The 25,392-nt window shown below is 70.8% G+C and carries 30 protein-coding genes, 1 tRNA gene and 1 pseudogene; 16 read left to right on the top strand and 16 right to left on the bottom strand.

Annotated elements, in window-relative coordinates:
- Window positions 1–3: 3 nt before the first annotated feature.
- From D7I44_RS12945 to D7I44_RS12955, 3 genes are all read left to right on the top strand, one after another.
- Window positions 4–1,311, top strand: a complete 1,308-nt coding sequence (locus D7I44_RS12945) for a GNAT family N-acetyltransferase (protein ID WP_120789872.1) — start codon at window positions 4–6, stop codon at window positions 1,309–1,311.
- Window positions 1,311–2,003: a uracil-DNA glycosylase gene (locus tag D7I44_RS12950; RefSeq protein ID WP_120789873.1), complete on the top strand. Its 693-nt coding sequence runs from the start codon at window positions 1,311–1,313 to the stop codon at window positions 2,001–2,003. The genes D7I44_RS12945 and D7I44_RS12950 overlap by 1 nt, the downstream gene beginning before the upstream one ends.
- A gap of 99 nt (window positions 2,004–2,102) precedes the next feature.
- Entirely contained in the window at window positions 2,103–2,690 is a 588-nt protein-coding gene (locus tag D7I44_RS12955) for a GNAT family N-acetyltransferase (RefSeq protein ID WP_120789874.1), read from the top strand.
- Window positions 2,691–2,790: 100 nt separating this feature from the next.
- Here D7I44_RS12955 and D7I44_RS12960 read toward each other — a convergent pair whose 3' ends face one another.
- From D7I44_RS12960 to D7I44_RS12980, 5 genes are all read right to left on the bottom strand, one after another.
- Window positions 2,791–3,552, bottom strand: coding sequence for a hypothetical protein (locus tag D7I44_RS12960; RefSeq protein ID WP_120789875.1), 762 nt, complete (start codon window positions 3,550–3,552; stop codon window positions 2,791–2,793).
- 14 nt (window positions 3,553–3,566) lie between these two features.
- A complete protein-coding gene (locus D7I44_RS12965) occupies window positions 3,567–4,343 on the bottom strand; it encodes a hypothetical protein (RefSeq protein ID WP_120789876.1) in 777 nt (258 codons plus the stop codon).
- On the bottom strand, window positions 4,340–5,296 hold the full coding sequence (locus D7I44_RS12970; protein WP_120789877.1) for an ABC transporter ATP-binding protein: 957 nt from the start codon (window positions 5,294–5,296) through the stop codon (window positions 4,340–4,342). Before D7I44_RS12970 ends, D7I44_RS12965 begins: the two co-directional genes overlap by 4 nt.
- A gap of 8 nt (window positions 5,297–5,304) precedes the next feature.
- Entirely contained in the window at window positions 5,305–5,703 is a 399-nt protein-coding gene (locus D7I44_RS12975; protein ID WP_120789878.1) for a GntR family transcriptional regulator, read from the bottom strand.
- Window positions 5,704–5,793: 90 nt separating this feature from the next.
- A complete protein-coding gene (locus D7I44_RS12980) occupies window positions 5,794–6,735 on the bottom strand; it encodes an SDR family NAD(P)-dependent oxidoreductase (RefSeq protein ID WP_120789879.1) in 942 nt (313 codons plus the stop codon).
- 93 nt (window positions 6,736–6,828) lie between these two features.
- On the opposite strand from D7I44_RS12980, the gene D7I44_RS12985 reads away from it, so the two are divergent.
- Complete coding sequence (locus D7I44_RS12985) at window positions 6,829–7,398, top strand: TetR/AcrR family transcriptional regulator (protein ID WP_120789880.1); 570 nt, start codon at window positions 6,829–6,831, stop codon at window positions 7,396–7,398.
- A 5-nt stretch (window positions 7,399–7,403) separates the two neighbouring features.
- On the opposite strand, the gene D7I44_RS12990 is transcribed toward D7I44_RS12985, so the two are convergent.
- Entirely contained in the window at window positions 7,404–8,666 is a 1,263-nt protein-coding gene (locus tag D7I44_RS12990) for an MFS transporter (RefSeq protein ID WP_120789881.1), read from the bottom strand.
- A 100-nt stretch (window positions 8,667–8,766) separates the two neighbouring features.
- The gene (locus D7I44_RS12995; protein ID WP_120789882.1) at window positions 8,767–9,636 is read right to left on the bottom strand and encodes an AraC family transcriptional regulator; all 870 of its coding nucleotides are present in this window, start codon (window positions 9,634–9,636) and stop codon (window positions 8,767–8,769) included.
- Window positions 9,637–9,781: 145 nt separating this feature from the next.
- Here D7I44_RS12995 and D7I44_RS13000 point away from each other — a divergent pair, with 145 nt between their 5' ends.
- The 3 genes from D7I44_RS13000 (at window position 9,782) to D7I44_RS13010 (ending at window position 13,128) form a co-directional block, all read left to right on the top strand.
- Window positions 9,782–10,540, top strand: a complete 759-nt coding sequence (locus tag D7I44_RS13000) for an SDR family NAD(P)-dependent oxidoreductase (protein WP_120789883.1) — start codon at window positions 9,782–9,784, stop codon at window positions 10,538–10,540.
- 649 nt (window positions 10,541–11,189) lie between these two features.
- Window positions 11,190–11,453 carry a hypothetical protein gene (locus D7I44_RS18600; protein ID WP_245979609.1) on the top strand — a complete coding sequence of 88 codons (264 nt, stop codon included), beginning with the start codon at window positions 11,190–11,192 and terminating at the stop codon, window positions 11,451–11,453.
- A gap of 202 nt (window positions 11,454–11,655) precedes the next feature.
- Window positions 11,656–13,128, top strand: a complete 1,473-nt coding sequence (locus tag D7I44_RS13010) for an amidase (RefSeq protein ID WP_120789885.1) — start codon at window positions 11,656–11,658, stop codon at window positions 13,126–13,128.
- Window positions 13,129–13,187: 59 nt separating this feature from the next.
- On the opposite strand, the gene D7I44_RS13015 is transcribed toward D7I44_RS13010, so the two are convergent.
- The 5 genes from D7I44_RS13015 to D7I44_RS13035 all read right to left on the bottom strand — a co-directional run bounded on the left by D7I44_RS13015 (window position 13,188) and on the right by D7I44_RS13035 (window position 17,794).
- Entirely contained in the window at window positions 13,188–14,036 is an 849-nt protein-coding gene (locus tag D7I44_RS13015; protein ID WP_120789886.1) for an SDR family NAD(P)-dependent oxidoreductase, read from the bottom strand.
- Window positions 14,033–14,380, bottom strand: a complete 348-nt coding sequence (locus D7I44_RS13020; protein ID WP_120789887.1) for a Fe-S oxidoreductase — start codon at window positions 14,378–14,380, stop codon at window positions 14,033–14,035. The genes D7I44_RS13015 and D7I44_RS13020 overlap by 4 nt, the downstream gene beginning before the upstream one ends.
- Window positions 14,377–15,819 carry a dihydrolipoyl dehydrogenase family protein gene (locus D7I44_RS13025; RefSeq protein ID WP_120789888.1) on the bottom strand — a complete coding sequence of 481 codons (1,443 nt, stop codon included), beginning with the start codon at window positions 15,817–15,819 and terminating at the stop codon, window positions 14,377–14,379. Before D7I44_RS13025 ends, D7I44_RS13020 begins: the two co-directional genes overlap by 4 nt.
- A complete protein-coding gene (locus D7I44_RS13030; RefSeq protein ID WP_120789889.1) occupies window positions 15,816–16,682 on the bottom strand; it encodes an arginase family protein in 867 nt (288 codons plus the stop codon). Before D7I44_RS13030 ends, D7I44_RS13025 begins: the two co-directional genes overlap by 4 nt.
- A gap of 116 nt (window positions 16,683–16,798) precedes the next feature.
- On the bottom strand, window positions 16,799–17,794 hold the full coding sequence (locus D7I44_RS13035) for an SDR family oxidoreductase (RefSeq protein ID WP_120789890.1): 996 nt from the start codon (window positions 17,792–17,794) through the stop codon (window positions 16,799–16,801).
- Between the two features lie 157 nt (window positions 17,795–17,951).
- On the opposite strand from D7I44_RS13035, the gene D7I44_RS13040 reads away from it, so the two are divergent.
- Window positions 17,952–18,797 carry a DUF3097 domain-containing protein gene (locus D7I44_RS13040; RefSeq protein WP_245979612.1) on the top strand — a complete coding sequence of 282 codons (846 nt, stop codon included), beginning with the start codon at window positions 17,952–17,954 and terminating at the stop codon, window positions 18,795–18,797.
- Here D7I44_RS13040 and D7I44_RS13045 read toward each other — a convergent pair.
- Window positions 18,794–19,285 (bottom strand): MarR family winged helix-turn-helix transcriptional regulator, encoded by a 492-nt coding sequence (locus tag D7I44_RS13045; RefSeq protein WP_120789892.1) that lies wholly within the window; start codon window positions 19,283–19,285, stop codon window positions 18,794–18,796. The two genes, D7I44_RS13040 and D7I44_RS13045, sit on opposite strands and share 4 nt — an antisense overlap.
- 148 nt (window positions 19,286–19,433) lie before the next feature.
- Here D7I44_RS13045 and D7I44_RS13050 point away from each other — a divergent pair, with 148 nt between their 5' ends.
- Both D7I44_RS13050 and D7I44_RS13055 read left to right on the top strand, forming a co-directional pair.
- Window positions 19,434–20,087, top strand: a complete 654-nt coding sequence (locus D7I44_RS13050; protein ID WP_120789893.1) for an FMN-dependent NADH-azoreductase — start codon at window positions 19,434–19,436, stop codon at window positions 20,085–20,087.
- Window positions 20,088–20,156: 69 nt separating this feature from the next.
- Window positions 20,157–20,229: transfer RNA gene (locus D7I44_RS13055), tRNA-Arg, on the top strand.
- 50 nt (window positions 20,230–20,279) lie between these two features.
- Here the strand turns inward: D7I44_RS13055 and D7I44_RS18260 are convergent.
- Window positions 20,280–20,426: a hypothetical protein gene (locus tag D7I44_RS18260; protein WP_162940271.1), complete on the bottom strand. Its 147-nt coding sequence runs from the start codon at window positions 20,424–20,426 to the stop codon at window positions 20,280–20,282.
- A gap of 15 nt (window positions 20,427–20,441) precedes the next feature.
- Window positions 20,442–20,747 (bottom strand): RrF2 family transcriptional regulator, encoded by a 306-nt coding sequence (locus D7I44_RS13060; protein ID WP_120789894.1) that lies wholly within the window; start codon window positions 20,745–20,747, stop codon window positions 20,442–20,444.
- On the opposite strand from D7I44_RS13060, the gene D7I44_RS18480 reads away from it, so the two are divergent.
- The 3 genes from D7I44_RS18480 to D7I44_RS13075 are packed head-to-tail and all read left to right on the top strand — an operon-like array spanning window position 20,629 to window position 23,390.
- Entirely contained in the window at window positions 20,629–21,216 is a 588-nt protein-coding gene (locus D7I44_RS18480) for a YbfB/YjiJ family MFS transporter (RefSeq protein WP_120789895.1), read from the top strand. The genes D7I44_RS13060 and D7I44_RS18480 overlap by 119 nt on opposite strands.
- Window positions 21,213–21,860 (top strand): nitronate monooxygenase, encoded by a 648-nt coding sequence (locus tag D7I44_RS13070; RefSeq protein ID WP_245979615.1) that lies wholly within the window; start codon window positions 21,213–21,215, stop codon window positions 21,858–21,860. Before D7I44_RS18480 ends, D7I44_RS13070 begins: the two co-directional genes overlap by 4 nt.
- Window positions 21,861–21,872: 12 nt before the next feature.
- Window positions 21,873–23,390 carry a SulP family inorganic anion transporter gene (locus D7I44_RS13075; RefSeq protein ID WP_120789897.1) on the top strand — a complete coding sequence of 506 codons (1,518 nt, stop codon included), beginning with the start codon at window positions 21,873–21,875 and terminating at the stop codon, window positions 23,388–23,390.
- A gap of 90 nt (window positions 23,391–23,480) precedes the next feature.
- Here D7I44_RS13075 and D7I44_RS18765 read toward each other — a convergent pair.
- A pseudogene (locus D7I44_RS18765) lies at window positions 23,481–23,669 on the bottom strand (LuxR C-terminal-related transcriptional regulator); the annotation flags it as partial.
- A gap of 68 nt (window positions 23,670–23,737) precedes the next feature.
- Here D7I44_RS18765 and D7I44_RS18265 point away from each other — a divergent pair.
- The 3 genes from D7I44_RS18265 (at window position 23,738) to D7I44_RS13090 (ending at window position 25,375) form a co-directional block, all read left to right on the top strand.
- Window positions 23,738–23,914 carry a hypothetical protein gene (locus D7I44_RS18265; protein ID WP_162940272.1) on the top strand — a complete coding sequence of 59 codons (177 nt, stop codon included), beginning with the start codon at window positions 23,738–23,740 and terminating at the stop codon, window positions 23,912–23,914.
- A 111-nt stretch (window positions 23,915–24,025) separates the two neighbouring features.
- Window positions 24,026–24,298 (top strand): hypothetical protein, encoded by a 273-nt coding sequence (locus D7I44_RS13085; RefSeq protein WP_120789899.1) that lies wholly within the window; start codon window positions 24,026–24,028, stop codon window positions 24,296–24,298.
- A 36-nt stretch (window positions 24,299–24,334) separates the two neighbouring features.
- A complete protein-coding gene (locus D7I44_RS13090; protein WP_120789900.1) occupies window positions 24,335–25,375 on the top strand; it encodes an SDR family oxidoreductase in 1,041 nt (346 codons plus the stop codon).
- Window positions 25,376–25,392 lie beyond the last annotated feature (17 nt).

Here is a 25,392-nt window from a genome sequence, read left to right on the forward strand (position 1 = left end):
CGTGTGAGCTTCGACGACGCGCCCATCGACCCCGTCTCGGCCGAGCGACTCGTGCGCGGCGGCCTCGAGCTGCGGCTCGTCGACCACGACGATGCCGCGGCCCGCGACGCCTGGCTACACGCCGACTTCCGCGGATTCCACGAGAGCGCGCCGAGCCCCGAGCGGCTCGCCGAGGTGCGTGCGCACGCCCCGCGCCGCCGCATCACGGGCGTCTACGACCCGGCGGCCCCGCTGCCGGCCGAGCCGGTCGCCACGGCGCAGAGCTGGGTCGCGCCGCTGACCGTGCCGGGCGGCGGAACCGTGCCGCTGTGGTCGATCGCGTCGGTGACGGTCGCGCCGACCCATCGCCGCCGCGGCGTCGCGCGCGCGATGCTCGAGGCCGAGCTGCGCACCGCGGCCGCCGAGGGTGTTCCGCTCGCCGGCCTCACGGTGAGCGAGGCCACGATCTACGGCCGCTACGGCTTCGGCGCCGCCACCTTCGCCGACGTCACCGAGATCGAGACGAAGCGCGTGCGGTGGAGCGGGCCGGACGCCTCGGGTCGCGTCCGCTTCGTGGGCCCCGAGCAGCTGCTGCCCGACGCCCTGCGCATCGTCGACGCGGTGCGGGCGTTCCAGCCGGGGGCGGTGCGCTACGACGAGGTTCTTCTCGGGCGCGCGATCGGGCTCTACGGCGACGACCGCGCCGCGCTGCGCACCGTGCGCTACGACGATGCCGACGGCGTTCCACAGGGCTTCGCGTGCTACCGCCTCACGCCGACCGAGGGGGATTTCACGAAGCACACGGTGACGGTGCAGCACCTGCTCGGCGCGACCGATGAGGCGGATGCCGCGCTCTGGCGCTTCCTGCTCGAGCTCGACCTCGTCTCGACGGTGCGCGCGTTCGAGCGGCCGGTCGACGAGCCCGTGAACTGGTGGATCGGCGACCTGCGCGCCGCACGCCGACGCCGTCTCGACCGGCTCTGGCTGCGCATCCTCGACGTGCCGGCTGTGCTCGAGGCACGGCGCTACGCGGCTGCGACGCGCCTCGTGCTCGAGGTCGACGACCCCGACGGGTTCGCGGCCGGCCGCTTCCTGCTCGAGGCGGGCGCCGACGGGGTCGGGCATGTGCGGAGCCTCGGCGACGAGGAGGCCTCGGCTGAGGCATCCGTCGCCCTGCCTGTCACCGAGCTGTCCGCGATCTATCTGGGCGGCGTCTCACCCGTCACCATGGCGCGCGCAGGCCGCATCACCGAGGGCACCCCAGGCGCCGCGCTCGCGCTCGAGCGCGCGTTCGCCGCGGAGCGCACGCCGTGGCTCGTGCTGGAGTTCTGATGGCTCCTGGCAAGTCGCTCGCCGAGCTCGCCTCAGACGGCGCCATGGACCCGGGCTGGGCTGCCGCGCTCGAGCCGGTCGCCCCGCAGATCGCCGCGATGGGCGGCTTCCTGCGCGCAGAGAACGCCGCGGGCCGCGGCTATCTGCCTGCCGGCCCCAACGTGCTGCGGGCGTTCTCGTACCCCCTCGCAGACGTGAGGGTCCTGATCGTCGGGCAGGACCCGTACCCGACCCCCGGGCATCCGATCGGCCTGTCGTTCGCCGTCGAGCGGCACGTGCGGCCGGTGCCGCGCTCGCTGCAGAACATCTACCGCGAACTGCGGGAAGACCTCGGCACCCCGACCCCCGACCACGGCGACCTCACCGCCTGGGCGCAGCACGGCGTCATGCTGCTCAACAGGGTGCTCACGGTGCGGCCGGGCGCGCCCGCCTCGCACCGCGGCAAGGGGTGGGAGGCGGTGACCGAGCACGCGATCCGCTCGCTGGTCGCGCGCGGCGGACCGCTGGTCGCGATCCTGTGGGGGCGGGACGCAGGCACCCTGCGCCCCCTGCTCGGCCAGACGCCCATCATCGCGAGCGCGCACCCGTCGCCCCTGTCCGCGTCGAGCGGATTCTTCGGCTCGCGCCCCTTCAGCCGCGCCAACGAGCTGCTCGCGGCCCAGGGCGCCGCCCCGGTCGACTGGTCTCTCTAGCGCCCTCGCTCGTGCGCGGGTGAAACCGCGTGTTCGCGGGGCAAGTTCCTCGCGCGGACGCGTCGTTTCTCCCGCGCAGGCGGACATAGGCTGATGCCCATGCTGGAAGAGGAGTACCAGGAGCGACGCCCGCTGCCCTACCACCTGCGCAAGCCCGTCCCGCAGGAGGCGCCGTTCTCCTACAGCATCCGCGACGCCGTCGCCGAAGACCTGCCCAGCGTGCGCGAGATCTACAACTACTACGTGACCAACTCGACGGTCACCTTCGACGACAAGCCCATGACGCTGCGCGCGTGGCGCACGAAGTTCGATCACATCCGCAAGGCGGGCATGCCGTTCCTGGTGGCAGAGAGTCCGAGCGGGAACATCCTCGGGTACACGCTGGTCTCGCCGTGGTCGGCGAAGGCCGGGTACCGCTACACGGTCGAGAACTCGATCTACCTGGGGCCTGCCGCGCGGGGGAAGGGCCTCGGCACCCCGCTCCTGAAGGCGCTCCTCGACAAGGCGCGCGCGGCAGGCATCCGCGAGATCATCGCCGTCATCGCCGACCAGGGGGCCGACGCGTCCATCGCGATGCACAGGAAGCTCGGCTTCAAAGAGGTCGGGCGCATGGGCCGCGTCGGATTCAAGTTCGACCGCTGGCTCGGAACCGTGACGATGCAGCTCTCACTGCGCGACAAGAAGTAGTTCTCGCGCGGTTGCGCTGTCCGGATCCGCCGTGCGCTGTCCGGATCCGAGCAGCGCGCGGCGGATCTGGGCAGCGCATGCGTTCGGAATGGGAGCGCGGTCAGCCGCGGGGGATCGCGCGGCGCAGCGCGACGAAGCCAATGGCCCCGCACAAAGCCGTCACGGGCAGAGACCAGGCCACGACCCCGAGCGCGCGGTTGCGCACGAACCACGCGCCGACCTCCGGCCAGGACTGCGTGAACGTGATCATGGCGGCGGCGCCGAGCAGGACGATCAGGACGAGCCCGAATGCCGCATAGAGGCCGTACGCGCGCCACCGCACGAACACCGCGCCGAAGATCGACCCGAGGAACAGCACTGCGAGCAGTCCGAAGAACACGGTGAAGACGCGCTGCCCGAGCGGGCCGGTGCCGAGATAGACGGTCTGGAACATGTGGCCGCCGACACCCCACCCGTTCGTCCACTGCTCGATATAGGTGAGCAGCACGATGCCCGCGGTGAACTGCGCCGCGTGGACGACGAAGAACAGCCCGGTGCCGAGGAAGAAGTCGCGCCGCGTCGACGACATGCCGAGCGCGTATCCGAAGCTCAGATTCATCAGCTGCACGGCGACGATCGCCTGGTAGACGAACAGGTACGACAGCGACCCCGTGTACTGCGTCTGCAGGTGGTTCTCGTGCGAGGCGAACACGATCAGGTACCAGATCGCGATGTTCACGCCGAGGATGCCGATCAGGATCGCCCAGGGGAACAGCAGGGTCATGCGCCAGCTGAGGTAGTGCACACGCACGACGCGCCAGATGCGATCGAAGGCGGACGGAGTGCTGATGGATGCCTGCGGCACGGCGGTGAGCGTGGTCATGGTCTTCTCGCTTCTCAGCTCTTGGGGGTCGCCCGGCGCAGCGCCAGGTGGCCGATCACGGCGAACAGTGCGGAGGGCACGAGCAGCCAGGCGGCGAAGCCCGACGGCCCGACCTCGAGGAACCAGCGGCCGACGGCCGGCCACGAGCCGGTGAAGGTGAAGAGCGCGACCGCTCCGAGGATCACGAAGACGAAGGCTGCGCTCAGCACGTACATGCCGTAGACCCGCCATCGCACATAGGCGGCGCCGAACACCGAGCCCAGGCACTGGAAGATCAGCACGCCGGCGAAGAAGGTCAGCAGCCGCTGGCCGAGGCTGCCCGTGCCGTAGATGACGCTCTGGAAGATGGCGGCGTGCAGTCCCCAGCCTGTCGTCCACTGCTCGAGGTATGACAGCGCCGTGAAGAGCACGGCGAAGGCCGCCGACTGGATCAGGAACATCAGCCAGGTGCCGTAGGAGAAGTCGCGGCGTGTCGATGACAGCCCGAGCGCGTACGCGAACGTCAGGTTCGTGGCCTGCACCGCGAAGACGACCTGATAGGGCAGGAAGTACACCAGCCCGGTCGAGTAGCTCTGCCCGCTGTCGGCGTTCGTCCCGGTCGAGTAGTTGATGATGCCCTGCACGATCAGGTACACCGCGAAGATGCAGGCGGCGACGCCGAGGGGCACGATCATCGAGTTCGAGCGGTTGGCGTAGTGCAGGCGCACGATGCGCCAGATGCGGTCTGCTGCGGTGGGCGTGCCGGCCGCGGAGCCGCGGGCGCCGGGCTCCGCGAGCGCGACGGCGGTCATCGCGAGGCCCCCTGCCGGGCGCGGCGCGAGACGCCGTCCTTCGCAGCGGCAACGGGGGCGCCGGCATCCGTCGCCTGCGCCAGCGCGCCGCCCGTGCGGCGCACGATGAGCTGCTGCAGGCTGACCGGGGTCAGCTGCAGACCCGAGTTGAGGGCGTCGAGGCGCACGACCTCGTCCACGCCGTCGACGAGCATGGATGCCGTGGAGCCCAGCTCGTCGCGGTGCAGCACGTCGAGCCGGCGGCGGCTCACGAACGCGTCGATGTCGGCCTTCGCTCCCACGATGCTGGCGGCGCGGCCGCGCAGCTCCTCGGCCGGCGCGTCGAGGATGATGCGGCCCTGGTCGATCACGACCACGTGCTCGAGCAGGTTCGCGACCTCGTCGATCAGGTGGGTCGACAGCACGATGGTGCGCGGGAACTCGGCGTAGTCGGCGAGCAGGCGGTCGTAGAAGATCTGGCGGGCCACCGCGTCGAGGCCGAGGTACGGCTCGTCGAAGAAGGTGAGCGGCGCGCGGGACGCGAGACCCACGATGACGCCGACGGCGGAGAGCTGCCCGCGGCTGAGCTTCTTGATGCGGCGGTTCGTCGGAAGGCGGAAGTCCTCGACGAGCTGGGCGGCGAAGTCGGCGTCCCAGTTCTCGAAGAACCAGGGCGCGGAGCGGAAGACGTGCGACGGCTTGAAGTCGTCCGGGTACTTCTGGCTCTCCTTGATGAAGGCGATGTGCTGCAGCACCGACGCGTTCTCGGCCGGCGTCTTGCCGAACACGCGGGCGTCGCCGCTGGTCGGGAAGTCCTGCCCGGTCAGCACGTGCATGAGCGTGGTCTTGCCGGCGCCGTTGCGGCCGAGCAGCCCCGTGATGGAGTCGGTCGGGATCGTGAGGGAGATGCTGTCGAGCGCCGTCATGGAGCCGAAGCGCTTGGTGAGGTCGCTGACCTCGATCACACTGGTCATTTCTGGTCCTAGTTGGTCGCTGCGGTGGGGGTGATGGTTGACACGGATGCTTCGGCTGACGCATCCGTGATCAAGCCGTTCAGGGTCGTCGGGTCGATGCCGAGCTTCTCGGCCTCGGCGAGCAGGGGGCGCACGAAGTCGTCCACGAACTGCGTACGGCGCTTCTTGACGAGCGTGTCGCGAGCGCCGGTGGCGACGAACATGCCGATCCCCCTCTTCTTGTAGAGGACGCCCTCGTCGACCAGCAGGTTGACGCCCTTGCCGGCCGTGGCGGGGTTGATGCGATGGAAGGCGGCGAACTCGTTCGTCGACGGAACCTGGGTCTCTTCGGCCAGGGTGCCGTCGATGATCTCGTTCTCGATCTGCTCCGCGATCTGCAGGAAGATCGGCTTGCCTTCATCGATCATGCGCACCTCGTTGGTTAGTTACTCGACTAATGAACCACCGAGGCGAACGGTTGTCAAGCGCTGCGCACGGTCGAATCGATCGCCTGCCGCTTATGCTCCGATTCCGGTGAGCCGACTCGAGAGGTCCCACAGCCGGCGGGCGTTGTCGGCGTCGAGGGCGTAGGCGGCGACGCCGCGGCGGATGCCGGGGGTGAACGGCTCGGCTTCCTGGCAGTCCTCGAAGTAGCGTCCGGTGACGTCCTCGACGAGCGGCGACGCCGCGAGCAGGACCGAGGTGGCTGCGCCCTGGGCGATGTTCTTCTCCGATACTCCGGTCTTGCCCGATGGGTCGAAGGTCTGCGGGGGCGTGTCGATGTGGCGGCCCAGGTTCGTGCCCCAGATGCGACCCGGGTTGAGCGCGTTCACGGTGATGCCCTCGGCGGCCCAGCGCTTGGCTGCTTCGACGGCAAAGAGGATGTTGGCCGTCTTCGACTGGGCGTACGCGAGCCAGGGGTCGTAGGGCTCGGCGGTGAAGTCGAGGTCGTCGAAGCGGACGGGTCCGTTGGTGTGGCCCACCGAGCTGAGCACGACCACCCGCGCGCCGCCCGCCGCGGCGAGGGCGCCGTGCAGACCGACGGTCAGCGCAAAGTGGCCGAGGTGGTTGGTGGCGAACTGCAGTTCGTGACCCTCGGGCGTGCGCTGCTCGGGCGTCGCCATGATGCCGGCGTTGTCGACCAGGATGTGCAGCGGGCCGGACCACCCGGCGACGAACTCGGCGACGGAGGCGGGATCGGCGAGATCCAGACGGGCCGCGTGCACGGCCGGGTTCCCGGTGGTCTCGGTGATCTCTGTCGCCGCCTCTGCGGCGGCGTCCAGCCGCCGCGCTGCGATGGTCACGTCGGCCCCGGCCGACGCCAGTGCGCGCGCGGTCTCGCGGCCGAGGCCGCCGGCGCCGCCCGTGACGATCGCGCGGCGATCGGAGAGGTCGACCCCCGCGATGACCTCGTCGGCGGTCGATTGCGGGCCGAAGGGTGTGGTGATGCGTTCGGACATGCTCGTGCCTTTCTCCGATATGCTTTAAACGGAGTTGCATCCGTTTATTTTTCCAGCATAAGCGGAGCCGGCTCCACTTGCAAAAGGAGATCGATGCCCCGCTCGTTGCGCGCAGACGCCCAGGCCAACTACGAACGGCTTCTCGACGTCTCGGCTCGGGTCTTCGCCCGCGACGGCGCCGACACCTCGATGAAGGCGATCGCCGCTGAGGCGGGCGTCGGCATCGCAACGCTCTACCGCCGCTTCCCGACCCGCGATGACCTGATCGAGGCCACCTATCGCAGCCGCACAGAGCAGCTGTGCGCCGCAGCGCCAGAACTGCTCGAACACACGGAGCCGATCGGAGCGCTCCGCGACTGGATGGAGCAGTTCGTCGACTACATGCTCACCAAGCAGGGCATGGCGGATGCGCTGCCCGCGATCCTCGCGGCCCGTGACGGCCTGCGCGCGCACAGCAGGGAAGCACTGCTGCAGGCGATGACCGCACTCGTCGAGGCGGGCGTCACAGCCGGCCGGCTGCGCCCCGACGCGTCCCCGTCAGACATCCTGATGGCGATCGGCGGGATCACCCTGATCAGCGGGCACGAGTCGGACCGACAGCTCGCCACCCGCCTCATCGACCAGTTGCTCGGCGGCCTGCTGTCGCGCGTGGCCGAGCGGTAGCCGCCCTAGTCAGGCAGGTTCAGGTCCGTCGGCAGATCGCGCCACCCGATGATCGGCGACGTCGCGAGCACGAGCACGCTGCAGGCGATGACTCCGGTGCCGACCCACAGCGTCGGCGCATAGCCGATCGAGCCCCCGAGCACCCCGCCGAGCAGCGTGCCGAGCGGAAGCACCCCCATCGTGATGGTGCGGCGCGCGGCCGTCGCGCGCCCGAACAGGGCGGCCGGCGTGATGCGCGGGTACACGCCCGCGCTGCTGATCGCGGCGACGACGATGATCAGGTTGAGCAGGAACTCCGCGACGGTCATCGAGACTGCGGGCGGCACGGGCAGATGCTGCGCGAGCGGCGCCGGCGCGAACGCGACCGGAATGAGCGCGTAGCAGATGAGCTGCGTGCGGATCTCGCCGATCGCGCGCCGCACGCGCATGGCGACGAGCGAGGCGAGGATGCCGCCGACAGCGCCGATCGCGAGGATCACGCCGTATTCCCCCGCGCTCAGCCGCAGCGTGCGCAGTGCGAACAGCGCGTAGGACGCGGCGATGAATCCCGCGCCGAAGTTGATGGTCGCGGCGGCGAGCACGAAGGTGCGCTGCAGCGGCGTGCGGAACACGAACGTCACGCCGGTGCGCAGCGACGACCAGAACGGCGGGTGAGCGGATGCCTGCACCTGCGTGCGCGGCGTCGAGATGAGCGCCGCGCTGATCGACGAGCCGAGGTGCATCACGGCGGTGACGATGAAGGCGATGGGGCCCGAGGTCAGCGCGATCAGCCAGCCCGCGATGCCGGGGCCGACGACATTGACGGTCGAGTCGGCGCCCTGCAAGGCGGCTGATGCGTGAGCCACCCGGTCGCGGCCGACGACGGGCGGAAGCGCCGTCGTGTGCGCGACCTCGAAGACGACGTTCGCCGCACTCGTGACGGCGGCGGCGACCATGAGGTGCGGCACCGTCAGTGTGTGCGCGAGGTACGCGACAGGAACACTGCCGATCGCGAAGAAACGGGCGAGGTCCGCGGTGACGAGCAGGCGCTTCGCCGGAATCCGATCTGCCCATACTCCAGCGGGCACGCCGAGAAACAGGTATGCGCCGTTTCCCAGCGCGGTGATCACCGCGACCTCGAACGCGCCCGCGTGCAGGGCGACGACGGCGGTGACGCTGAGCGCCAGCGACGCGAACGCGGCGCCGACGTCGCCGAGCGCGTTGGAGACCCAGAGCTTCCGGAAGTCGGGGATGCGCCGCAGAGGGAGGCGGAGGTCTGCGGCGGTCATCGCCTCAGGCTATGCGCGCTCGGCTGCGCTGCTCGGATCCGCTTGGCGCGCCTCGGATCCGCACCGCGCACGGCGGATCCGAGCAGCGCGCGCTGAGTCTTCACCCCGCCGCGTGCTCGCGCGGGGTCGCGCCGAACTGCCGTTTGTAGTCACGGCTGAACTGCGACGGGCTCTCGTAGCCGACGGCATACGCCACCCCGGCGACGTCGCCGCCGCCGGCGAGCAGGCGCACACGCGCCTCCTGCAGGCGCAGCTGCTTCTGGAACTGGATCGGGCTCGTGGCCGTGACGGCCTGGAACCCGCGATGGAACGCGGACGGGCTCATGCGCGCCACTGCCGCGAGCTCGTCGATGCGGATGCTCTCCGCGAAGCGCTCGCGCAGCAAGGCGACCGCGTGCGCGACCCGGTTGAGGCTGCTGTCGGCGAGGCCGAGCTGGCGCACGGCCGGACCGTGAGCGCCGCGCAGGAGCAGCCAGGTCAGCTCGCGCTCGACGAGCGGGGCGAGCACCGGCACATCGTCGGGGCTGCCGGCGAGGGCGGCCATCCGGGTCACGGCGTCGAGAATGCCGGGAGTGAGCTCGGCGACCGACACCGCCGCCGGTGTCGCCGCGCGCGGCTGCCGCGGCAGCGAAGCGGCGGCCGGGTGCAGCAGCAGTTCGGCGACGAGGGCGGGTTTCAGGGTGACGGCGAAGCCGAGCGCGGGTCTCTCCGCGGTCGCGTCGAAGAAGCTGCCAACGGCCGGCAGGTCGACCGAGGCGATGAACGACTGGCCGGGGCGGTATTCGTGCACCTGGTCGCCGACCGCGATGCGCTTGCCGCCGCGGGCGAGAAGCACGAACACCGTGCCGGTCATGGAGAACTCGGGCGGCCCTTCCCGCCCGACCGATGAGATGACCGCGCTGTCGCCGATGCGTGTCTGCCCGCTCGGCGCGTGCCGGGCGATCAGGGCGGCGAGCCGGCTGAGGTCCATGGCTTTCAGTCAAGCATCCGCCCCGGCTATTCGGTGCAGAAAAGGCAGGAATGAGCAAGTTATCGGCAGCAATGATCTACGGCGAGCGGATGCCTGCGCTTTGACTTGACTGGTCACATTGATCGTCAAGTCAAGGAGTCAGAGCATGAAGGTCGCTGTCATCATCGGTGGGAGTGCGGGGATCGGGCAAGCGGCTGCTGCCGCGGTCGCGCGGCAGGAGTACGGGGTGATCCTCACCTATCGCAGTCACCCAGAGGGTGCAGACGAGGTCGTCGCGGCGATCGCGGCCGAGGGTGGCACAGCGGTCGCGTTGCCGCTCGACGTGGGCGAGTCCGCTTCGTTCCCTGCGTTTGCGGAACAGGTGCGTGCGGTGCTCGCGGAGACATGGCAGACCGACCGCATCGATGCGCTCGTCAACAACGCCGGTGTCGGCGAGGTTGCGATGCTGGGGGAGATCACGGATGAGCACTACGACAAACTCAACCGCGTGCTGCTCAAGGGACCGCTGTTCCTGACGCAGGCGCTGCTGCCGCTGGTCGCCGACGGAGCTGCGATCGTCAACACCACGAGTTCGTCGACACACGCCACCGGGGCGACGCCCGGGTATTCGGTCTACGCCGCGATGAAGGGCGGGCTGGTCGTGCTCACGCGGTACCTCGCGAAGGAGCTCGCTGTGCGCGGCATCCGGGTCAACTCGGTCTCCCCGGGGGTCACGCGTACCAGGCTCGGCGGCGACGCGTTCGAGAAGTACCCAGAGCTGATTGCGCCGCAGGCCGCGCGCACTGCCCTCGGTCGCATCGGCGAGCCGGCGGACGTCGGCGACGTCATTGCGTTCCTCGTGACGGATCAGGCGCGCTGGATCACGGGGCAGGACATCGAGGTCTCCGGCGGGTGGGACCTGTGAGGCCGACGGCGCGGATGTTGGGGTGTCGATGGCCTGTGTGAAACTGTGGGTGCTCGGGGCGGTTGTGGATATTTATTCGGATGTTTTGCTTCCAATGTGGATGCCAGCTCAGTAGACTCGGGGGCATGTCGAAGATCGGTGCCGCAGCCTGCGAGACGCTCACGCGCCTCGGGCGGACCCTGCCCATCGACCCCGCCGTGCTCACGGACGGGCAGCTGATCCGGCTCGTGGAGGACGCGGAGGCCGCGGAGCGTCAGGTGGGCGCGGTGAAGCTCGCCGCGGCTGCCGAGGTGGCGCGCCGGTCGCAGGCCGACGACCCGGATTCTCTGGCGCGGCGGCTGGGGTTCAAGACCGCAGCGGTTGCGCTGGCCGGGGTGACGAAGTCCTCCGGCAAGGAGGCGCAGAAACTCGTCGCTGAAGCCACCGACTTGGCGCAGCTCCCCGCGGTCGAGGCTGCACTGCTGGATGGGCGGATCGGGCGGGAGGCAGCCGCAGCGATCAGCGGGGAGCTGAAGAAAGCCGCCCCCACCGCCGACGCCGGTCAGCTTGCGACCGCGCAGGCGGAACTTGTCGAGCTGGCCGCGCCGCCGTCATCAAGGGTGTCCTCGACGGGCTGCGGAACCCGAAGGGCAAGAAGACCGTGTCGTTCATGTCCGCCGAGGACCTCGCGCCTGTGGATGTGCGCACGGCCGGGCAGGCCGACGCCGACCACCTCAGAGACGTGTTCGCGCTCGCCGCCCGCTCCACCGAACTGCCCGAGTTGGGCGGCGACCACCCCACCGTGTGGCTGTCCACGACAGTCAACGAACTTGAGTCCGGTACCGGGCTCGCCTTCTACGCGGGTGTTGCGGAGCCTCCCCGAAGTCAGATACGCCTACGGCGGGAAAGACACCGGGTGGAGAGCAGCCGGTGACGGCACTGCCGCACACCTCAAGACCACAGCACCACCCGGCGCACCACCCGGATGACCGAATCCGGATCCGGGGGAACGCCGTGGGGCGCAGCCCCTCCAGCGGGAGCCGCGCGTCACGCGCGCGGCATGGGAATGACGCGCCACGAGCGCGCCGCAGGTGACGGGCGCACCCAGCGCACGTGCGGCATGGAAGAGTTGGCCAGTGACCGATGACGCCGATGAGCTGCACGAGTACAGCGCCCTTGAGCAGTGGCAGCTGCTGCAGTCGGGGCAGGTGAGCCCGGTCGAGCTGACCGAGGCGTATCTCGAGCGCATCGAGACGCTGAACGACCGCGTCGGCGCGTTCGTGACGGTCTTGGGGGAGGAGGCGCTCGAGCGCGCGCGATTCGTCGAGACCTCGGTGCCCAGAACGGCGCCGCTATGGGGTCTGCCGCTCGGCGACAAGGACCTGTGGAACCGGGCGGGCGTGCCGACCGGCTTCGGGTCGCGCTCGCGCACCGGGTTCGTGCCCGACGTCAGCGACGAGGTCGTCGAGCAGCTCGACGCAGCGGGAGCGATCAGCCTCGGCAAGACCGCGGTGCCCGAGTTCGGGATGCCGGCGTACACCGAGACCCTCGTCGGGCCGCCTGCGCGCAACCCGTGGCAGCTCGATCTGAACGCGGGCGGATCGAGCGGGGGAGCGGCGGCGGCCGTCGCCGCGGGAATGCTGCCGTTCGCCCCAGGGTCAGACGGCGGCGGGTCGATTCGTATTCCCGCAGCGGCATGCGGCCTCGTCGGGCTGAAGCCCGGCCGCGGGCTCGTCCCGTCGAGCCTCGACCTCGCGCTGCCCGAAGGGCTCGTCGTGAACGGCTCGATCGCGCGCACGACGGCGGACGCCGCGCTGCTGCTCGACGGCATGATCGGCCGGAACCCCGACGGGACGATCGGCCACCACTACGCCCTGCGCGCCGCCGGCGGCGATGAGCCGTTCCTGTCGGCCGCAGTTCGCGGCGAGCTCGGCGACGGCACGAAGCGGTTCCAGCTGGGCGTGATGACGAGCTCGGCATGGGACGCCGCCTACGAGATCACCACCTCGCCCGAGGCGCAGGCTGCGCTCGCCGCGGCGGTCGCCGCGCTCGGCGAGCTGGGCCACGGCATCGAGGAGACCTCGCTCGACCCGGACCCGACGTACGCCCCTGCGTTCACCGCCGCATGGAAGGCGGGCGCGGCAGCCGTTCCGTTCGTCGACGAGGGCTTCGAGCTCGACGGGCCGCTCATGCAGTGGCTCGTGCGCGAGGGCCGCGCACTGTCGGCCCCGGAACTGCACAGCGCCCTCGTCGCGCTGCGCGCGTTCGAGCGCCGCTTCATCGCGCGTCTCGCGCCGTTCGATGCGGTGCTCACACCGACGCTCGCCATGACCCCGCGGCCGAACGGCTGGTGGGACCAGGCGGACATGGCGCACAACTTCGAGCAGCAATGCCAGTACACGCCGTTCACGTCGATGGTGAACGTGTCGGGCCTGCCCGCGATCAGCGTGCCGGTTCACCAGACCGAGGCGACGCCGGATGCCCCGGTCGGCCTGCCCATGGGCGTGCAGCTCATCGGCCGCCCGGGTGGCGAGCGGACGCTGCTCGCACTCGCCGCGCAGCTCGAGCGGAAGTTCAGGTGGCGCTTCCGCCGCCCGCCGGTCTGGTGACGCGTGCGCGGGTGAAACGACGCTTCCGCGGGGGTGGTTTCACCCGCCCACACGCGGTTTCACCCGCGCACGCGAGTGAGCCGGGCGAGAACCTCGAAGAGGTCCCGGCGCAGTTCGGGGTCCGAGGCCTGCTTCGCGACCGGCCCGAACGGCGTGAACCGCGAGAAGTAGGTGCCGCTCGGGGCGTCCACCGGGAAGTCGCTCGAGAACGCGATGAGCGGGGCGGCGCCGCTCGCCGCCGAACGGCCCCAGTGGCCGGCGAGCAGGGCGTTGCCGAGTCTGACGAGCCGCGAGGTTCCGCCGAAGCCCGTCGCCACCATGCCGGGGTGCACCGAGTAGGCGGCCACCCCGGTGCCCGTGAGACGTTCGGCGAGCTCGCGGATCCACATCACGACGGCCAGCTTGGATGCCGCGTACACGGGCCACCCGCGACGGTACGGCCGCTCCGCCCACTCCAGGTCGTCGAGCTCGATGTGGCCGAACCGGTTCGCCATCGATGCGGTCGCGAGCACCCGCGCCGGGGCGGTGTCGCGCAGCGCGGCCGTCGCCTCGATCCTCGGCAGCAGCAGCTCGGTCAACAGGAACGGCGCGATGACGTTCGACTGCACGGTGCGCTCGTGGCCGTCGCCGGTGATCTCCCACTCGCTGACCAGCCCGCCCGCGTTGTTCACGAGCACATCGATGCGGTCGTACCGGGCGAGCAGGTCTGCGCCCAGCATCCGCACATCGTCGAGCCTGTCGAAATCCGCGAGATATGCCTCGCCGCCCGCCGCCTCGGCGACGGCACGCGTTCGCTCGGGGTTGCGGCCGACGACCGCGACGTGATCGCCGCGCGCGGCGGCGGCCAGAGCCGTCTCGCGGCCGATCCCCGAGCTCGCCCCGGTGACCACGACAACGCGTGCGCTCACACGTACCCGCCCTTCTCGAGCCCCGCCTCGATCTCGAAGCGGTTGTGCAGCGGGTCGCGGCCGGCGATCCCGTAGAGCAGCGGGAAGAGCATGCCGTAGCGCTGCCACTGCAGCTTGTGCACGGCCTCGTGCTCGAGCACCGTGTCGCCCGCGTTCGCCGCGGTCAGGTAGCAGGCGCCGACGCACGAGCCGCCGCGGCCGAAAGTCCACTTCGGCATGCCCGTGAAGACGAACAGGCCGTGGCGCACGTGCACCGCACCCGTCGACCACAGGAAGCCCCAGACCAGGCCGACGGCGGTGGCGAAGAGGAAGCCTGGCAGCGAGAGAAGCCGGGCGAAGGTCATGCCGTGGGGCGTCCGTAGGTCTCGAGCAGCCTGAGCCACACCTCGCTCAGGGTCGGATACGACGGCACCGCATGCCAGAGCCGCTCGAGCGGCACCTCGGCCGTGACGGCGATCGTGGCGGCGTGCAGGAGCTCGCCGACATCCGTGCCGACGAAGGTCACGCCGACGAGCACATGACGGTCCTCGTCGACGACGGCGCGTGCCGTGCCCTCGTAGCCCTCGGAGTGAATGGTGGCGCCCGCGACCCAGCCGATCTCGTAGTCGACGACGCGGGTGCGGATGCCGCGCTTCTCGGCCTCGGCCGCGGTGAGGCCGACCGAGGCGACCTCGGGGGAGGTGAAGGTGACCTGCGGCACCGCGGCGTGGTCGGCCGTGGCGGAGTGCACGCCCCACGGGCTCGTGTCGACGGGTCTACCGAGGGCGCGGGCGGCGATCGCGTCGCCGGCGATGCGTGCCTGGTACTTGCCCTGGTGGGTGAGCAGGGCGCGGCCCGTGATGTCGCCGGCCGCGTACAGCCAGTCGATGGGGGCGCCGTCTGCGTCGAGGACGCGCAGCGAGTCGTCCGTCTTCAGCCAGCCGCCGGTCGGCAGGCCGATCGCCTCGAGCCCCAGGTCGCCAGAACGCGGCACGCGGCCCGTCGCGACGAGGATCTTCTCCGCGGTGATCGCGGTGCCGTCGGAGAGCAAGAGGGTGTGGCCCTCACCGGAATCCGCCGTCTCGACCCGCTCGACGCTCGTGCCGAGCCTGACGTCCGCGCCCGCCTTCGTGAGTGCGTCGGCGACCTTCTCGCCGGCGAACGGCTCCTGATTGGCGAGCAGCTTGCCGCGCGCGATGAGGGTGACGGATGCGCCGAGGGAGGTGTACGCCGTCGCCATCTCGGCCGCGACCACGCCGCCGCCGATGATCGCGAGCGAGGAGGGAACCTCCTGCGCGCTCGTCGCCTCGCGGCTCGCCCACGGCTCGGCCTCGGCGAGGCCCGGGGTGTCGGGGATGAGCGGCAGCGACCCGGTCGACACCGCGATCGCGTGGTTCGCGGTGAGCTCGGTGACCGTGCCGTCCGCAGCGGTGACGCGCAGCGCCTTCGGCCCTGTGAACACGGCGTGGCCGCGCACGAGGTCGATGTGGGCGGAATCCAGCCACTTGAGTTGGCCGTCGTCCTTCCAGTTGCTCGTCACCGAGTTGCGCCGCTTCAGCACCTGCGGCACGTCGATCGAGCCGCTCAGCATCTCGCGCACGCCCGGCGTGCGCTGGGCGACGTCGAGCACTCCGCCGCCGCGCAGCAGCGCCTTCGACGGCATGCACGCCCAGTACGAGCACTCGCCGCCGACGAGCTCTGCCTCGACGATCACGGTGCTGAGGCCGCCCTGCACGGCGCGGTCGGCGACGTTCTCGCCGACCGCTCCGCCGCCGATGACGATCAGGTCGTAGGTGGTGGTCATGCGTCCTCCGTTGGGTTCGGCGTTGGCAGCGGTCTCGTGAGCGCGGCGAGCACGCGCAGGATCGCGGAGAGGTCGGACGCCGCGGCCTCGGGCGACGCGGGCGCGAAGCCCGTCACCGCGCCGCCGACCAGCTCGAAGCGCGCTCGCAGCGCACGGATCGCCGAGGTCAGCTGCTCGACCGCGAGCCCGAACGGCTCGGGGTAGCCGACGCCCGCGATGATCGCCGGGTCGAGCACGTCGAGATCGACGTGCAGGTAGATCTTGGTCGCGCCCGTCGCCTCCGCAGCCGCGATGATCGCGTCAGGGGTCGCGAGCTCATCGACGGTGAGCGAGCGGATGCCTGAGGCGGCCAGGTACTCGACCTCGGCGTCGTCGAGCGCGCGCGCCCCGGCGTGCACGACCCGGTCGGGGGTGAACGCCGGCTGCCGGGAGGCGAGACCCTCTGCGCCGTCGCCGAGCAGGGTGCGCAGCACCATGCCGCTGAAGGTGCCGCTGGGGGAGGACTCCGGAGTGTGCAGGTCGCCGTGCGCATCGAACCAGACCATCAGCAGGCCCTCGTTGCGCTCGGCGGCGCGGGCGGCCGGCGCGAGGTCGGCACCGCAGTCGCCGCCGATCAGGAACACCGTCTCGTCGTCGTCGAAGGTGTCGAGCGCCGCGCGCACCTGATCGGCGATCGCATGGATCGACGAGAACCGGTGCACGCCGGTGCCGAGGGACTCGCCGGCTTCGACGCGCACCTCCACCGGGGTGGTCGCGGCGGCGGGCAGGTCGCCGGCGATGGCGTTCGCGCCGTCGGCGAGCCGCATCGCTCGGGACGAGCCGGAACCCTGCCACTGGGGCACGACGAGGAAGCGCGCGGGCATGTCGCCACACTATCGAGGCTCGTCCCCGCGTGCGCGGGAGAAAAGTCGCTTCCGCGGGAGGCGAACCGCCCGCGGAGACGCCGTTTCACCCGCGCACACCGGCACCGGGCACGCGGTCAGAGGGCCCGAGCGTGGGCCACCAGCTTGTCGAAGGCGGCGTCGAGCGCGGCATCCGTCTTCTGCGCCTCCGGGTGCGCGTCGAACCAGGCGATCGCCTCTGCGGCGCCCTGCCAGTAGGGGACCGTGGTCTGGAACTCGGGTACGAGTGCCTTCACCTTCGAATTGTCGAACACCATCGAGTGGGCCTTGTCGCCGATGAGCCCCGCGAGCTGGTCGGGCAGCACGCGGCCGATCGTCTCGCTCGCAACGTGCACGAGCTCGGGCTCGCGCACCCCGGCGGCCTGGCCGATCCACGTGTAGATCTGGTCCCACGTGGGGTGGTGGTCGCCCGTGATGTGGAAGGTGTCGCCCACGGCGAGCGGGTTGCCGAGCAGGCCGACGAAGGCGACGGCGAAGTCGCGGGAGTGCGTGATCGTCCACAGGCTGGTGCCGTCGCCGTGCACGACGACGGGCTTGCCGGCGCGCATGCGGGCGACGTCGGTCCAGCCGCCGGTGGTCGGCAGGCGGGTCTCGTCGTAGGTGTGCGACGGCCGCACGATCGTGGCCGGGAAGTCGCGGTCGCGCACGGCGGCCACGAGCAGGTCCTCGCAGGCGATCTTGTCCTGCGAGTACTTCCAGAACGGGTTCACGAGCGGTGTCGACTCGGTGACCGGGGTGGTCTTGGGCGGCGTCTGATAGGCGGACGCCGAGCTGATGAAGACGTACTGCCCGGCGCGGCCCTCGAACAGCTCGAGATCGGTCTGCACGTGGTCGGGCGTGAAGGCGAGGAACTCGGCGACCGCGTCGAACTCGCGGTTCCCGAGGGCGGCGCGCACCGACGCGGGGTCGCGGATGTCTGCCGTGAGCGTCTCGACCCCGGCGGGCAGCGCCCGGCTGGACTCGCGGCCGCGGTTGAGCACCGTGACCGCGTGGCCCCGCTCGACGGCGAGCCGAACGCTGCTCGCCGAGATCGTGCCGGTGCCACCGATGAAAAGGAACGTCTTCGTCGCCATGGTCTTCACGTTAGTCGGCGGACCGGGCTCGTCGTATCGATTCGATGCGGTTGTCTCTGCGCGCGCGGGTGAAACCACGCCTGCGCGGGTGCAGTTTCTCCCCCGCAACCGTCGTTTCACCCGCGCACGGGGGCGGGGCGCCGGTAGCGTCAAGCGGGTGACCTGGGACGACCCGTACGGATCTGACGTTCTCGCCGACAAGAACTGGCGGCGCCGCGGCGTCGTTCAGCCGGTGGAGACGCCCGCCGAGCGCGACCTCGTCGTCGAGGTCGTCGACGGGGGCTTCGTCGGCGCCGTCGTCGGCATCGCCGAGGGTGGTCTCGTGCAGCTCGAGGACCGGCTGGGCAAGGTGCGCGTCTTCCCCCTGGGGCACGGATTCCTGGTCGACGGCCGCCCCGCGGTGCTGACCCGTCCCCGCGCGGCCGCGCCGACGGGCCACGCGCGCAGCGCCTCGGGCTCGTTCCACGCGGGCGACGTCAGGGCGCGCATCGCACGTGGCAGCCGCATCTTCGTCGAGGGCCGGCACGATGCAGAGCTCGTCGAGAAGGTGTGGGGCCACGACCTGCGCGTCGAGGGCGTCGTCGTCGAGTACCTCGAAGGCGTGGACAACCTGGAGGAGCTGCTCGCCGAGTTCCAGCCCGGCCCGAAGCGGCGCGTCGGCGTTCTCGTCGACCACCTCGTCACGGGCTCGAAAGAGAGCCGCATCGCCGAGGCCGTCGCGAAGGGGCCGTACGGGGCGAACGTGCTCGTGGTCGGGCATCCGTTCGTCGACATCTGGCAGGCGGTGAAGCCGGATCGGGTGGGGCTCAAAGCCTGGCCCGAGATTCCGCGCTCGATCGAGTGGAAAAAAGGCATCGCGCAGGCGCTGCGACAGCCGCACGAGAACCAGGAGGACATCGCGCGCCTCTGGCAGCGGATTCTCGGCCGGGTGCGCACGTATGCCGACCTCGAACCCGCCCTGCTCGGCAGGGTCGAGCAGCTGATCGACTTCGTGACCGGCTAAGCCGACGCGACCTCGTCGCGGACCTGGTCGATGGTCTCGCACACCTGCTCCGCCTCTTCGTCGAGGGCGTGCGCGGCCCGCGCGACGATCTTGCGCAGGGCCGCGGCGTCGTCACCGGGCAGACCGGCGAGCAGCCGGTCTTCGACCTGGTTCATGCGGTCGGTCAGCTGGGAGAGGCGCTCAGAGCCGGCATCTGTCAGAGTCACCCGCCGCGAGCGGCGGTCGTTCGGGTCCGGCGTGCGGGTCACCAGGCCGGCCTTCTCGAGGTCGTCGATGAGGTAGGTGAGGACGGTGCGGTCGAGGCCCGTCGAATCGGCGATCTGCGCCTGGTTGCCGCACGAGTTCGAGGCGGCGATCGAGAGCACCTGGAAGCCGCGTGCGCCGCCGGGGAGGTCGCCGACCGCCTCTGCCGAGAGCTTCAGGTAGCCGCGCAGCAGCGCGCCCAGGGACCAGCCGAGGTCGGCCTGTCGCTCCTGTGTGCTCGCCATGACGCTCACTTTATCCGCCCGGGTTCCGTTCTCTGGTGGTGGCTCTTGCGATTCTCAGAAAGTCTATGCTTATGATCATCTAGGTCACAGAACATCTGCTGTGAATACCGATGGCTTATACAACCAAGCACTCAAGGAGACCATTCCCATGAGCACCGTCTTCCGCCTCGACGCGAGCATCAAGCCAGAGGGCTCGGTCACCCGCGCCGTCTCAGACACCCTCGAGAACGCGATCGCCGCCGCCGGCGACACGACCGTCACCCGCCGCGAGATCGGCCTGCACCCGCTGCCCTCTGACGCGTGGGCCACCGCCGCCTTCGCCGGCTACGTGCCCGCCGACCAGCGCAACGAGGCTCAGAACGCGGCCGTCGCGCTCGCGACCGAGCTGGCCGACGAGCTCGCCTCGGCCGACGTCGCGATCATCGCCGCGCCGTTCTACAACTGGGGTGTCACTCAGCACCTCAAGACCTGGTTCGACCTCGTGCTGACCGACGGCCGCTTCAGCCCCGGTGCGGCCGAGAAGGCCGGCGAGGGCAAGACCGCGTTCCTCGTGATCGCACGCGGCGGCGGCTACGGCGAGGGCACCCCGCGCTTCGGCTGGGACCACGCGAGCGCCTGGCTGAAGCGCGTCCTTGAGGACGTCTGGGGCTACGACGTCACCGTCATCGAGGCTGAGCTGACCCTCGCCGAGTCGACCCCGGCCATGGCCGCGCTCGTCGACCTCGCCCGCAAGAACCTCGCCGACGCGCACGCGGCCGCCGAGCAGCACGGCACCGCGATCGCGGGCAAGATCGCCGCGTAGCTCGCGGTCTGCACAGGGGGGGCGGATGCCTGAGGCATCCGCCCCCTCTGATAGCCTGGGTTCGCCCTGGCCCCGTTAGCTCAGGGGATAGAGCGTCTGCCTCCGGAGCAGAAGGCCATTGGTTCGAATCCAATACGGGGCACACCATTGACGAAGTCCACTCAGCGCTCGCCCAACTGAGTTTCTTCCGAGTCAGCCCTGCGCGCTGAGCCCCACGCGGGCATCCGGGCGGAGCCATCGAGCGGCCCGTTCCGCCGATGCCGGCGTCGCGTTCTCGGTCAGCTGGCCGATCGTGGTGCCCGCCAGTTCGCGATGCCAGGCGAGCTCGGCCTGATGCATCAGGCGGGCGATGCCTCATGGCTGCGTGCATTGCCCAGGGCTGAGGCCGACGGGGCCATTCTGTCGGATCTCGGCGCAGTGGAAGATCGCGGCTTCGCCGTTCACGGCGCGCACGACCTCCAGCGCGGTGATCTTCGCCGCCGGGCGCGCAAGGCGGTAGCCGCCGCCGACTCCGGCGGTCGAACTGAGAATGCCGGCCGCGGTGAGCTGCTTGAGGACCTTCGCGAGATACGGCTCGGGGAGCTCGAAGAACTCGGCCAGGCTGCGTCGCGGCAGAGGCTTCTCACCGTTGGTCTGCGCGAGCAGCCAGCAGCAGTGCAGCGGCTATCTGGTGGGGGCGATCCTCGGAATCGTCGCGCCTGCCCTGAGCCGCACTCGTCTGTCCGCACGGATCGGCGGCGTCGTGCTGATCGTCACACTGGTGCTGATGCCGCTGACCCACAGCGTCGCCGCGTGGGTGACGATCCGCGGCGCCGCCGGGGTGGCGAGCGCGGTCGTGTTCATGGTCGCCGGCAACACGATCCTGTCCGAGCTGGCCAGCTCGCGCCCACACATGGTCGGATGGTCGTACGGGGGAGTCGGGGCGGGCATCGCCCTTCCGGCGCTCTCGCCGTCGGTGCCGGCCGTGGTGGCGTCCGCCCTGCTGTTCGGCGCCACCTTCGTCGGTATCACGACGCTGTCCTTGGCGACCGGCCGGCACGTCCAGGTGCCCCGTGCGGTTGCGATCCTCACCGCCGGTTATGGCATCGGAAGCTCGACCTGCTGCTGCGCGATCCGGTGCCCATCGTGAGCTTCACCTTCGCGCTCCCGGCCGCGACCGCGATCGGGATGCTGCGGCGGCGCGGCAGCTTCACCATCCAGACCGTCACCACGATCGAAGAGGCTCGCGCCGCGGAGGAGGCCGGCGTCGACGCTTTGGCGCTCCAAGGCTTCGCGGCCGGTGGGCACTCCGGCGGATGGGATCCGCGGGTCGCACCGGCGGAGCTGAGCCTGGCTGAACTGGTGCGTCGCGTGCACGCGCAGGTCGGCATCCCGATCATCGCCGCGGGCGGCATCGGCTCGGCTGCCGGCGTCCCGGCTGCGCGCGCGGCCGGCGCCGCCGCCGTGTCGGTCGGCACCGCGGTGCTGCGCGCCAGCGAGAGCGGAGCATCCGCCATTCATAAGTCCGCTCTGGCTGACCCGGCCTACACCGAGACCGTGCTCACCCGTGCGTTCACGGGACGTCTTGCGCGGGCGCTCCCCAATGGCTTCGTGAAAGACCACGGTGCGGATGCCCCGATCGGGTATCCCGCCGTGCACCACCTCACTCGCCCGATCCGCGCCGCCGCGACGTCGGCGGGCGATCCCTCCTCGGTGAATCTGTGGGCCGGACGCGGCTTCCGGTCGGCAACCGACGCGTCGGCGCGGCCCCGGACCGGTTCGCGCGCCGGGTAAAGTCGAGGGGCCATGCCCCCTCGCCCGCACGCGTCCCCGCTCGATGCCTCACGCGACGCTCGCGGCCAGGTGCCGGTACGAGCCCTGCTGAAGCATCCGCGCTTCATCACCACCGAGGTGCTCGCGGGCATGGTGACCACCCTCGCGCTGATCCCTGAGGTGATCTCGTTCTCGCTGATCTCGGGCGTCGGGCCCGACGTCGCCCTCATCGCATCGGTCGTGCTGGCGGTCACGATGTCGTTCCTGGGCGGCAGGCCGGCGATGGTGACCGCGGCCGCCGGATCGGTCGCGCTCGTCATCGCGCCGCTGGTGAAGGACCATGGCGTGCAGTACGTGCTGCCGACCGTACTTCTCGCGGGCATCATCCAGATCGCCTTCGGCGCCGCAGGGCTCGCGCGACTCGTGCGCTACATCCCACGATCCGTCATGGTCGGCTTCGTGAACGCGCTCGGCGTGCTGATCTTCGTCGCGCAGCTTCGACACGTGATCGGCGTGCCGTGGGCGGTGTACCCGCTCGCCGCCGCGACGGTGCTCATCGTGCTGCTGCTGCCGCGGCTGACGACCGCGGTTCCCGCGCCGCTCATCGCCGTCGTTCTCGTCACGGTCGCGGCCGTCGCCCTGCACCTGAACGTGCCGGATGTCGGAGACGAGGGGCGGGTGAGCGGCGGCCTGCCGGGGCTCACCCCGCTGCAGGTGCCGCTCTCGCTCGACACGCTGCGGCTCGTCGCCCCCACCGCGCTCGCCGTCTCGTTCGTCGGGCTGCTCGAGACGCTGTTGACCGCGAAGCTCACCGACGACCTCACCGACAGCCGCTCGGCGAAAGGCCGCGAGTCCTGGGCGCTGGGTGTCGCGAACCTCGCCGCGGGGTTCTACGGCGGCATCGCCGGTTGCGCCATGATCGGCCAGACCGTCGTCAACGTGAAGATCGGGCGGGCGCGCACCCGCCTGTCGACGCTGGTCGCCGGGCTCTTCCTGCTGCTGCTCGTCGTCGGGCTCTCGCACGTCATGGCGCTCATTCCGATGGCGGCGCTCGCTGCCGTGATGATGGTGGTCGCCGTGCAGACGATCGACTGGCACAGCGTGCGCCCCGCGACGCTGAAGCGGATGCCTGTGCCCGAGACCGTCGTCATGCTGGCGAGCGTCGCGGTGGTCGTCGCGACGAACAACCTCGCCATCGGCGTCGGTGTCGGGGTGCTGCTGGCCGTGCTGTTCTTCGCCCGCCGCGTCGCACGGGTGGTCCGGGTCGAGCGCTCGGTGTCTGAGGATGAGTCGCACGCGCATTACCGAGTGATCGGGCCGCTGTTCTTCGCGTCGAGCAACGATCTCGTCGAGCAGTTCAGCTATGTCGACGACCCGACCCGGGTGACGATCGACCTCGGAGAGTCACGCGTGTGGGACGCCTCGAGTGTTGCCGCTCTCGACGCCGTCGAGACGCGGTTCCGCCAGCATGGCGTCGATGTCGACATCGTCGGCCTCGACGACGTCAGCCGCGGGTTCCATGGCCGCCTGAGCGGCCGCTTGCGGAACTAGTCGTGCCCTCTCGAGGATGCCGAGACGCTCCGCTTCCCGCACCGCCTGTACGCGGTTGTGCGCGCCGAGCTTCTCGTAGCTGTGCTCGAGATGCTTGCGCACCGTGAGCGGGCTGATGCGCAAGGCATCGCCGATCTGCGTCGCGGTCAGTCCCTCGGCGACGAAGCCGAGAATGCGGGCCTCCTGCCTCGTCAGCGGTGAATGACCCTCGCGGGGCGCCGGTCGCGTCTGCGCTCTCAGCGTCGTGATCGCGGCGAGCAGCGGGATCACACGCGCCATCAGCGCCCCGCGGGCCGGGCTCGGGGTGCCGCGTCAGGTCTCGGTAGACGGGGTCGCGGGGCATCGACGTGACGAGACTGTCCCACGTCTCGACGTCGAGCGGCCCGTCGCTCGACCACGCCTGCATCGACCCGTCGAGCGGATGCCCCCAGAAGTGCCGCACCGAATCTGCCGGCACGAGCGCCGCGAGGGCGTCGCCGACGACGGCGTCGGCATCAGCTCCTGACACCCCGTCGAGCTGGTAGCTCAACGCCAGCACCTGGCGTGTGGCATCCGTCATCGCCATAGTTTCGAGGCGGCGGCCGCACGCCGCAACACTCTGATGCCGCGCTCGCCGAGCCGGGTACCGGCGGGGCATGAGCGACGAGAACGAGAACGAGAACCAGAACGCCCCGGCCAGCGATGACGAGCTGCTCGCATTCATCGAGCGCAATACAGTGACGACGAACGACGCCGTGGCGGGCGAGACCATCGACCCGGGCGCGGGCGAAGGCAACGACGGCCCGACCGGCGGGTCGCCGCGCGAGTTCCAGCCCGAGTACCACGAGCACGACGCCGTCGACGACCAGAACGATGCGCCCCAGGACCTCGACGACGGCGAGTCGGACCTCGGGGACGACGGGCTCTGAGGTGCCGGCCGGCGCCGACCCGGGTATCTCTCGGTCATGGGAACAGCCGCGAGCATCCACCAGCATCCCCCGCAGAACCGCGGCGTCGCCGCCGTGACAGGCGGCTCGGCCGGGCTCGGCCGTGCCATCGTGCGCGAGCTCGCGGCCCGCGGCTGGGACGTCGCCGTCCTCGCGCGTGGACTCGACGGCCTCGCGGGAGCGGCGCACGACGTCGAGCTGGCCGGGCGCCGCGCGCTCGCCGTCGAGACCGACGTCGCCGACCACGAGCAGGTCGAGGCGGCGGCCGAGCGCACCGAGGCCGAGCTCGGCCCGATCGAGCTGTGGGTCAACAACGCCATGACCGGGGTCTTCGGCGAGTTCCTCGACGCCGTGCCCGAGGACTACGAGCGTGTGACGCGGGTCGTCTACCTCGGCACGGTGAACGGCACCCGTGCGGCGCTGGCCCGCATGAGGGCACGCGACCGGGGCCACATCATCCAGATCGGCTCGGCGCTCGCGCACCGCGGGATCCCGCTGCAGGCCGCGTACTGCGGCGCGAAGCACGCCATCACCGGCTTCACCGAGTCGGTGCTCACCGAACTGCTGCACGACGGCTCGCATGTGAAGATCTCGCAGGTCGACATGCCGGCGCTCAACACGATCCAGTTCGACTGGGTGAAGTCGTCGCTGCCCGAGCATCCCCAGCCTGTGCCGCCGGTCTACCAGCCGGAGGCGGGTGCGCGCGTCGTCGCCGACGTGGCCGAGCGCCCGCGGCGGCGCACGTGGGTCGGCGGCCCGACGGTCGCGACGGTGCTCGGCAGCCGCGCGGCGAGCCGCCTGCTCGACGGCTATCTGGCCAAGACCGGCTTCGCGGGCCAGCAGGCGCCGGACAAAGGCGACGGCCCCGCGTTCCCCAGCAACCTGTACGCGCCGGTGCCCGGCGATCACGGGGCGCACGGCGCCTTCGACGATCGCGCGATCGACGACTCGCCCCAGCTGTGGGCGCTGCGTCACCGCCGCGCGCTCGGCGGGGCGGCAGTGGCTGCGGCGGTCGCCGGCGCCACGGCGGTGGTCGCCACGCTTGCGCGGCGTTCATAATTCCGGTGCGTCTCGCG

The sequence above is a fragment of the Gryllotalpicola protaetiae genome (assembly GCF_003627055.1).
Lineage (GTDB): Bacteria > Actinomycetota > Actinomycetes > Actinomycetales > Microbacteriaceae > Gryllotalpicola > Gryllotalpicola protaetiae.

Coding starts and splice junctions, on each gene's coding strand:
- D7I44_RS13045 (WP_120789892.1), bottom strand. CDS start 19,285: ATGGCGAGCACACAGGAGCGACAGGCCGACCTCGGCTGGTCCCTGGGC.
- D7I44_RS13085 (WP_120789899.1), top strand. CDS start 24,026: ATGAGCGACGAGAACGAGAACGAGAACCAGAACGCCCCGGCCAGCGAT.
- D7I44_RS18260 (WP_162940271.1), bottom strand. CDS start 20,426: ATGCATCAGGCCGAGCTCGCCTGGCATCGCGAACTGGCGGGCACCACG.
- D7I44_RS13030 (WP_120789889.1), bottom strand. CDS start 16,682: ATGCCCGCGCGCTTCCTCGTCGTGCCCCAGTGGCAGGGTTCCGGCTCG.
- D7I44_RS12955 (WP_120789874.1), top strand. CDS start 2,103: ATGCTGGAAGAGGAGTACCAGGAGCGACGCCCGCTGCCCTACCACCTG.
- D7I44_RS18600 (WP_245979609.1), top strand. CDS start 11,190: ATGTCCGCCGAGGACCTCGCGCCTGTGGATGTGCGCACGGCCGGGCAG.
- D7I44_RS12950 (WP_120789873.1), top strand. CDS start 1,311: ATGGCTCCTGGCAAGTCGCTCGCCGAGCTCGCCTCAGACGGCGCCATG.
- D7I44_RS13035 (WP_120789890.1), bottom strand. CDS start 17,794: ATGGCGACGAAGACGTTCCTTTTCATCGGTGGCACCGGCACGATCTCG.
- D7I44_RS12980 (WP_120789879.1), bottom strand. CDS start 6,735: ATGTCCGAACGCATCACCACACCCTTCGGCCCGCAATCGACCGCCGAC.
- D7I44_RS12965 (WP_120789876.1), bottom strand. CDS start 4,343: ATGACCGCCGTCGCGCTCGCGGAGCCCGGCGCCCGCGGCTCCGCGGCC.
- D7I44_RS12970 (WP_120789877.1), bottom strand. CDS start 5,296: ATGACCAGTGTGATCGAGGTCAGCGACCTCACCAAGCGCTTCGGCTCC.
- D7I44_RS13075 (WP_120789897.1), top strand. CDS start 21,873: ATGCCCCCTCGCCCGCACGCGTCCCCGCTCGATGCCTCACGCGACGCT.
- D7I44_RS12985 (WP_120789880.1), top strand. CDS start 6,829: ATGCCCCGCTCGTTGCGCGCAGACGCCCAGGCCAACTACGAACGGCTT.
- D7I44_RS12995 (WP_120789882.1), bottom strand. CDS start 9,636: ATGGACCTCAGCCGGCTCGCCGCCCTGATCGCCCGGCACGCGCCGAGC.
- D7I44_RS12990 (WP_120789881.1), bottom strand. CDS start 8,666: ATGACCGCCGCAGACCTCCGCCTCCCTCTGCGGCGCATCCCCGACTTC.
- D7I44_RS13090 (WP_120789900.1), top strand. CDS start 24,335: ATGGGAACAGCCGCGAGCATCCACCAGCATCCCCCGCAGAACCGCGGC.
- D7I44_RS13000 (WP_120789883.1), top strand. CDS start 9,782: ATGAAGGTCGCTGTCATCATCGGTGGGAGTGCGGGGATCGGGCAAGCG.
- D7I44_RS12975 (WP_120789878.1), bottom strand. CDS start 5,703: ATGATCGATGAAGGCAAGCCGATCTTCCTGCAGATCGCGGAGCAGATC.
- D7I44_RS12960 (WP_120789875.1), bottom strand. CDS start 3,552: ATGACCACGCTCACCGCCGTGCCGCAGGCATCCATCAGCACTCCGTCC.
- D7I44_RS13020 (WP_120789887.1), bottom strand. CDS start 14,380: ATGACCTTCGCCCGGCTTCTCTCGCTGCCAGGCTTCCTCTTCGCCACC.
- D7I44_RS13050 (WP_120789893.1), top strand. CDS start 19,434: ATGAGCACCGTCTTCCGCCTCGACGCGAGCATCAAGCCAGAGGGCTCG.
- D7I44_RS13025 (WP_120789888.1), bottom strand. CDS start 15,819: ATGACCACCACCTACGACCTGATCGTCATCGGCGGCGGAGCGGTCGGC.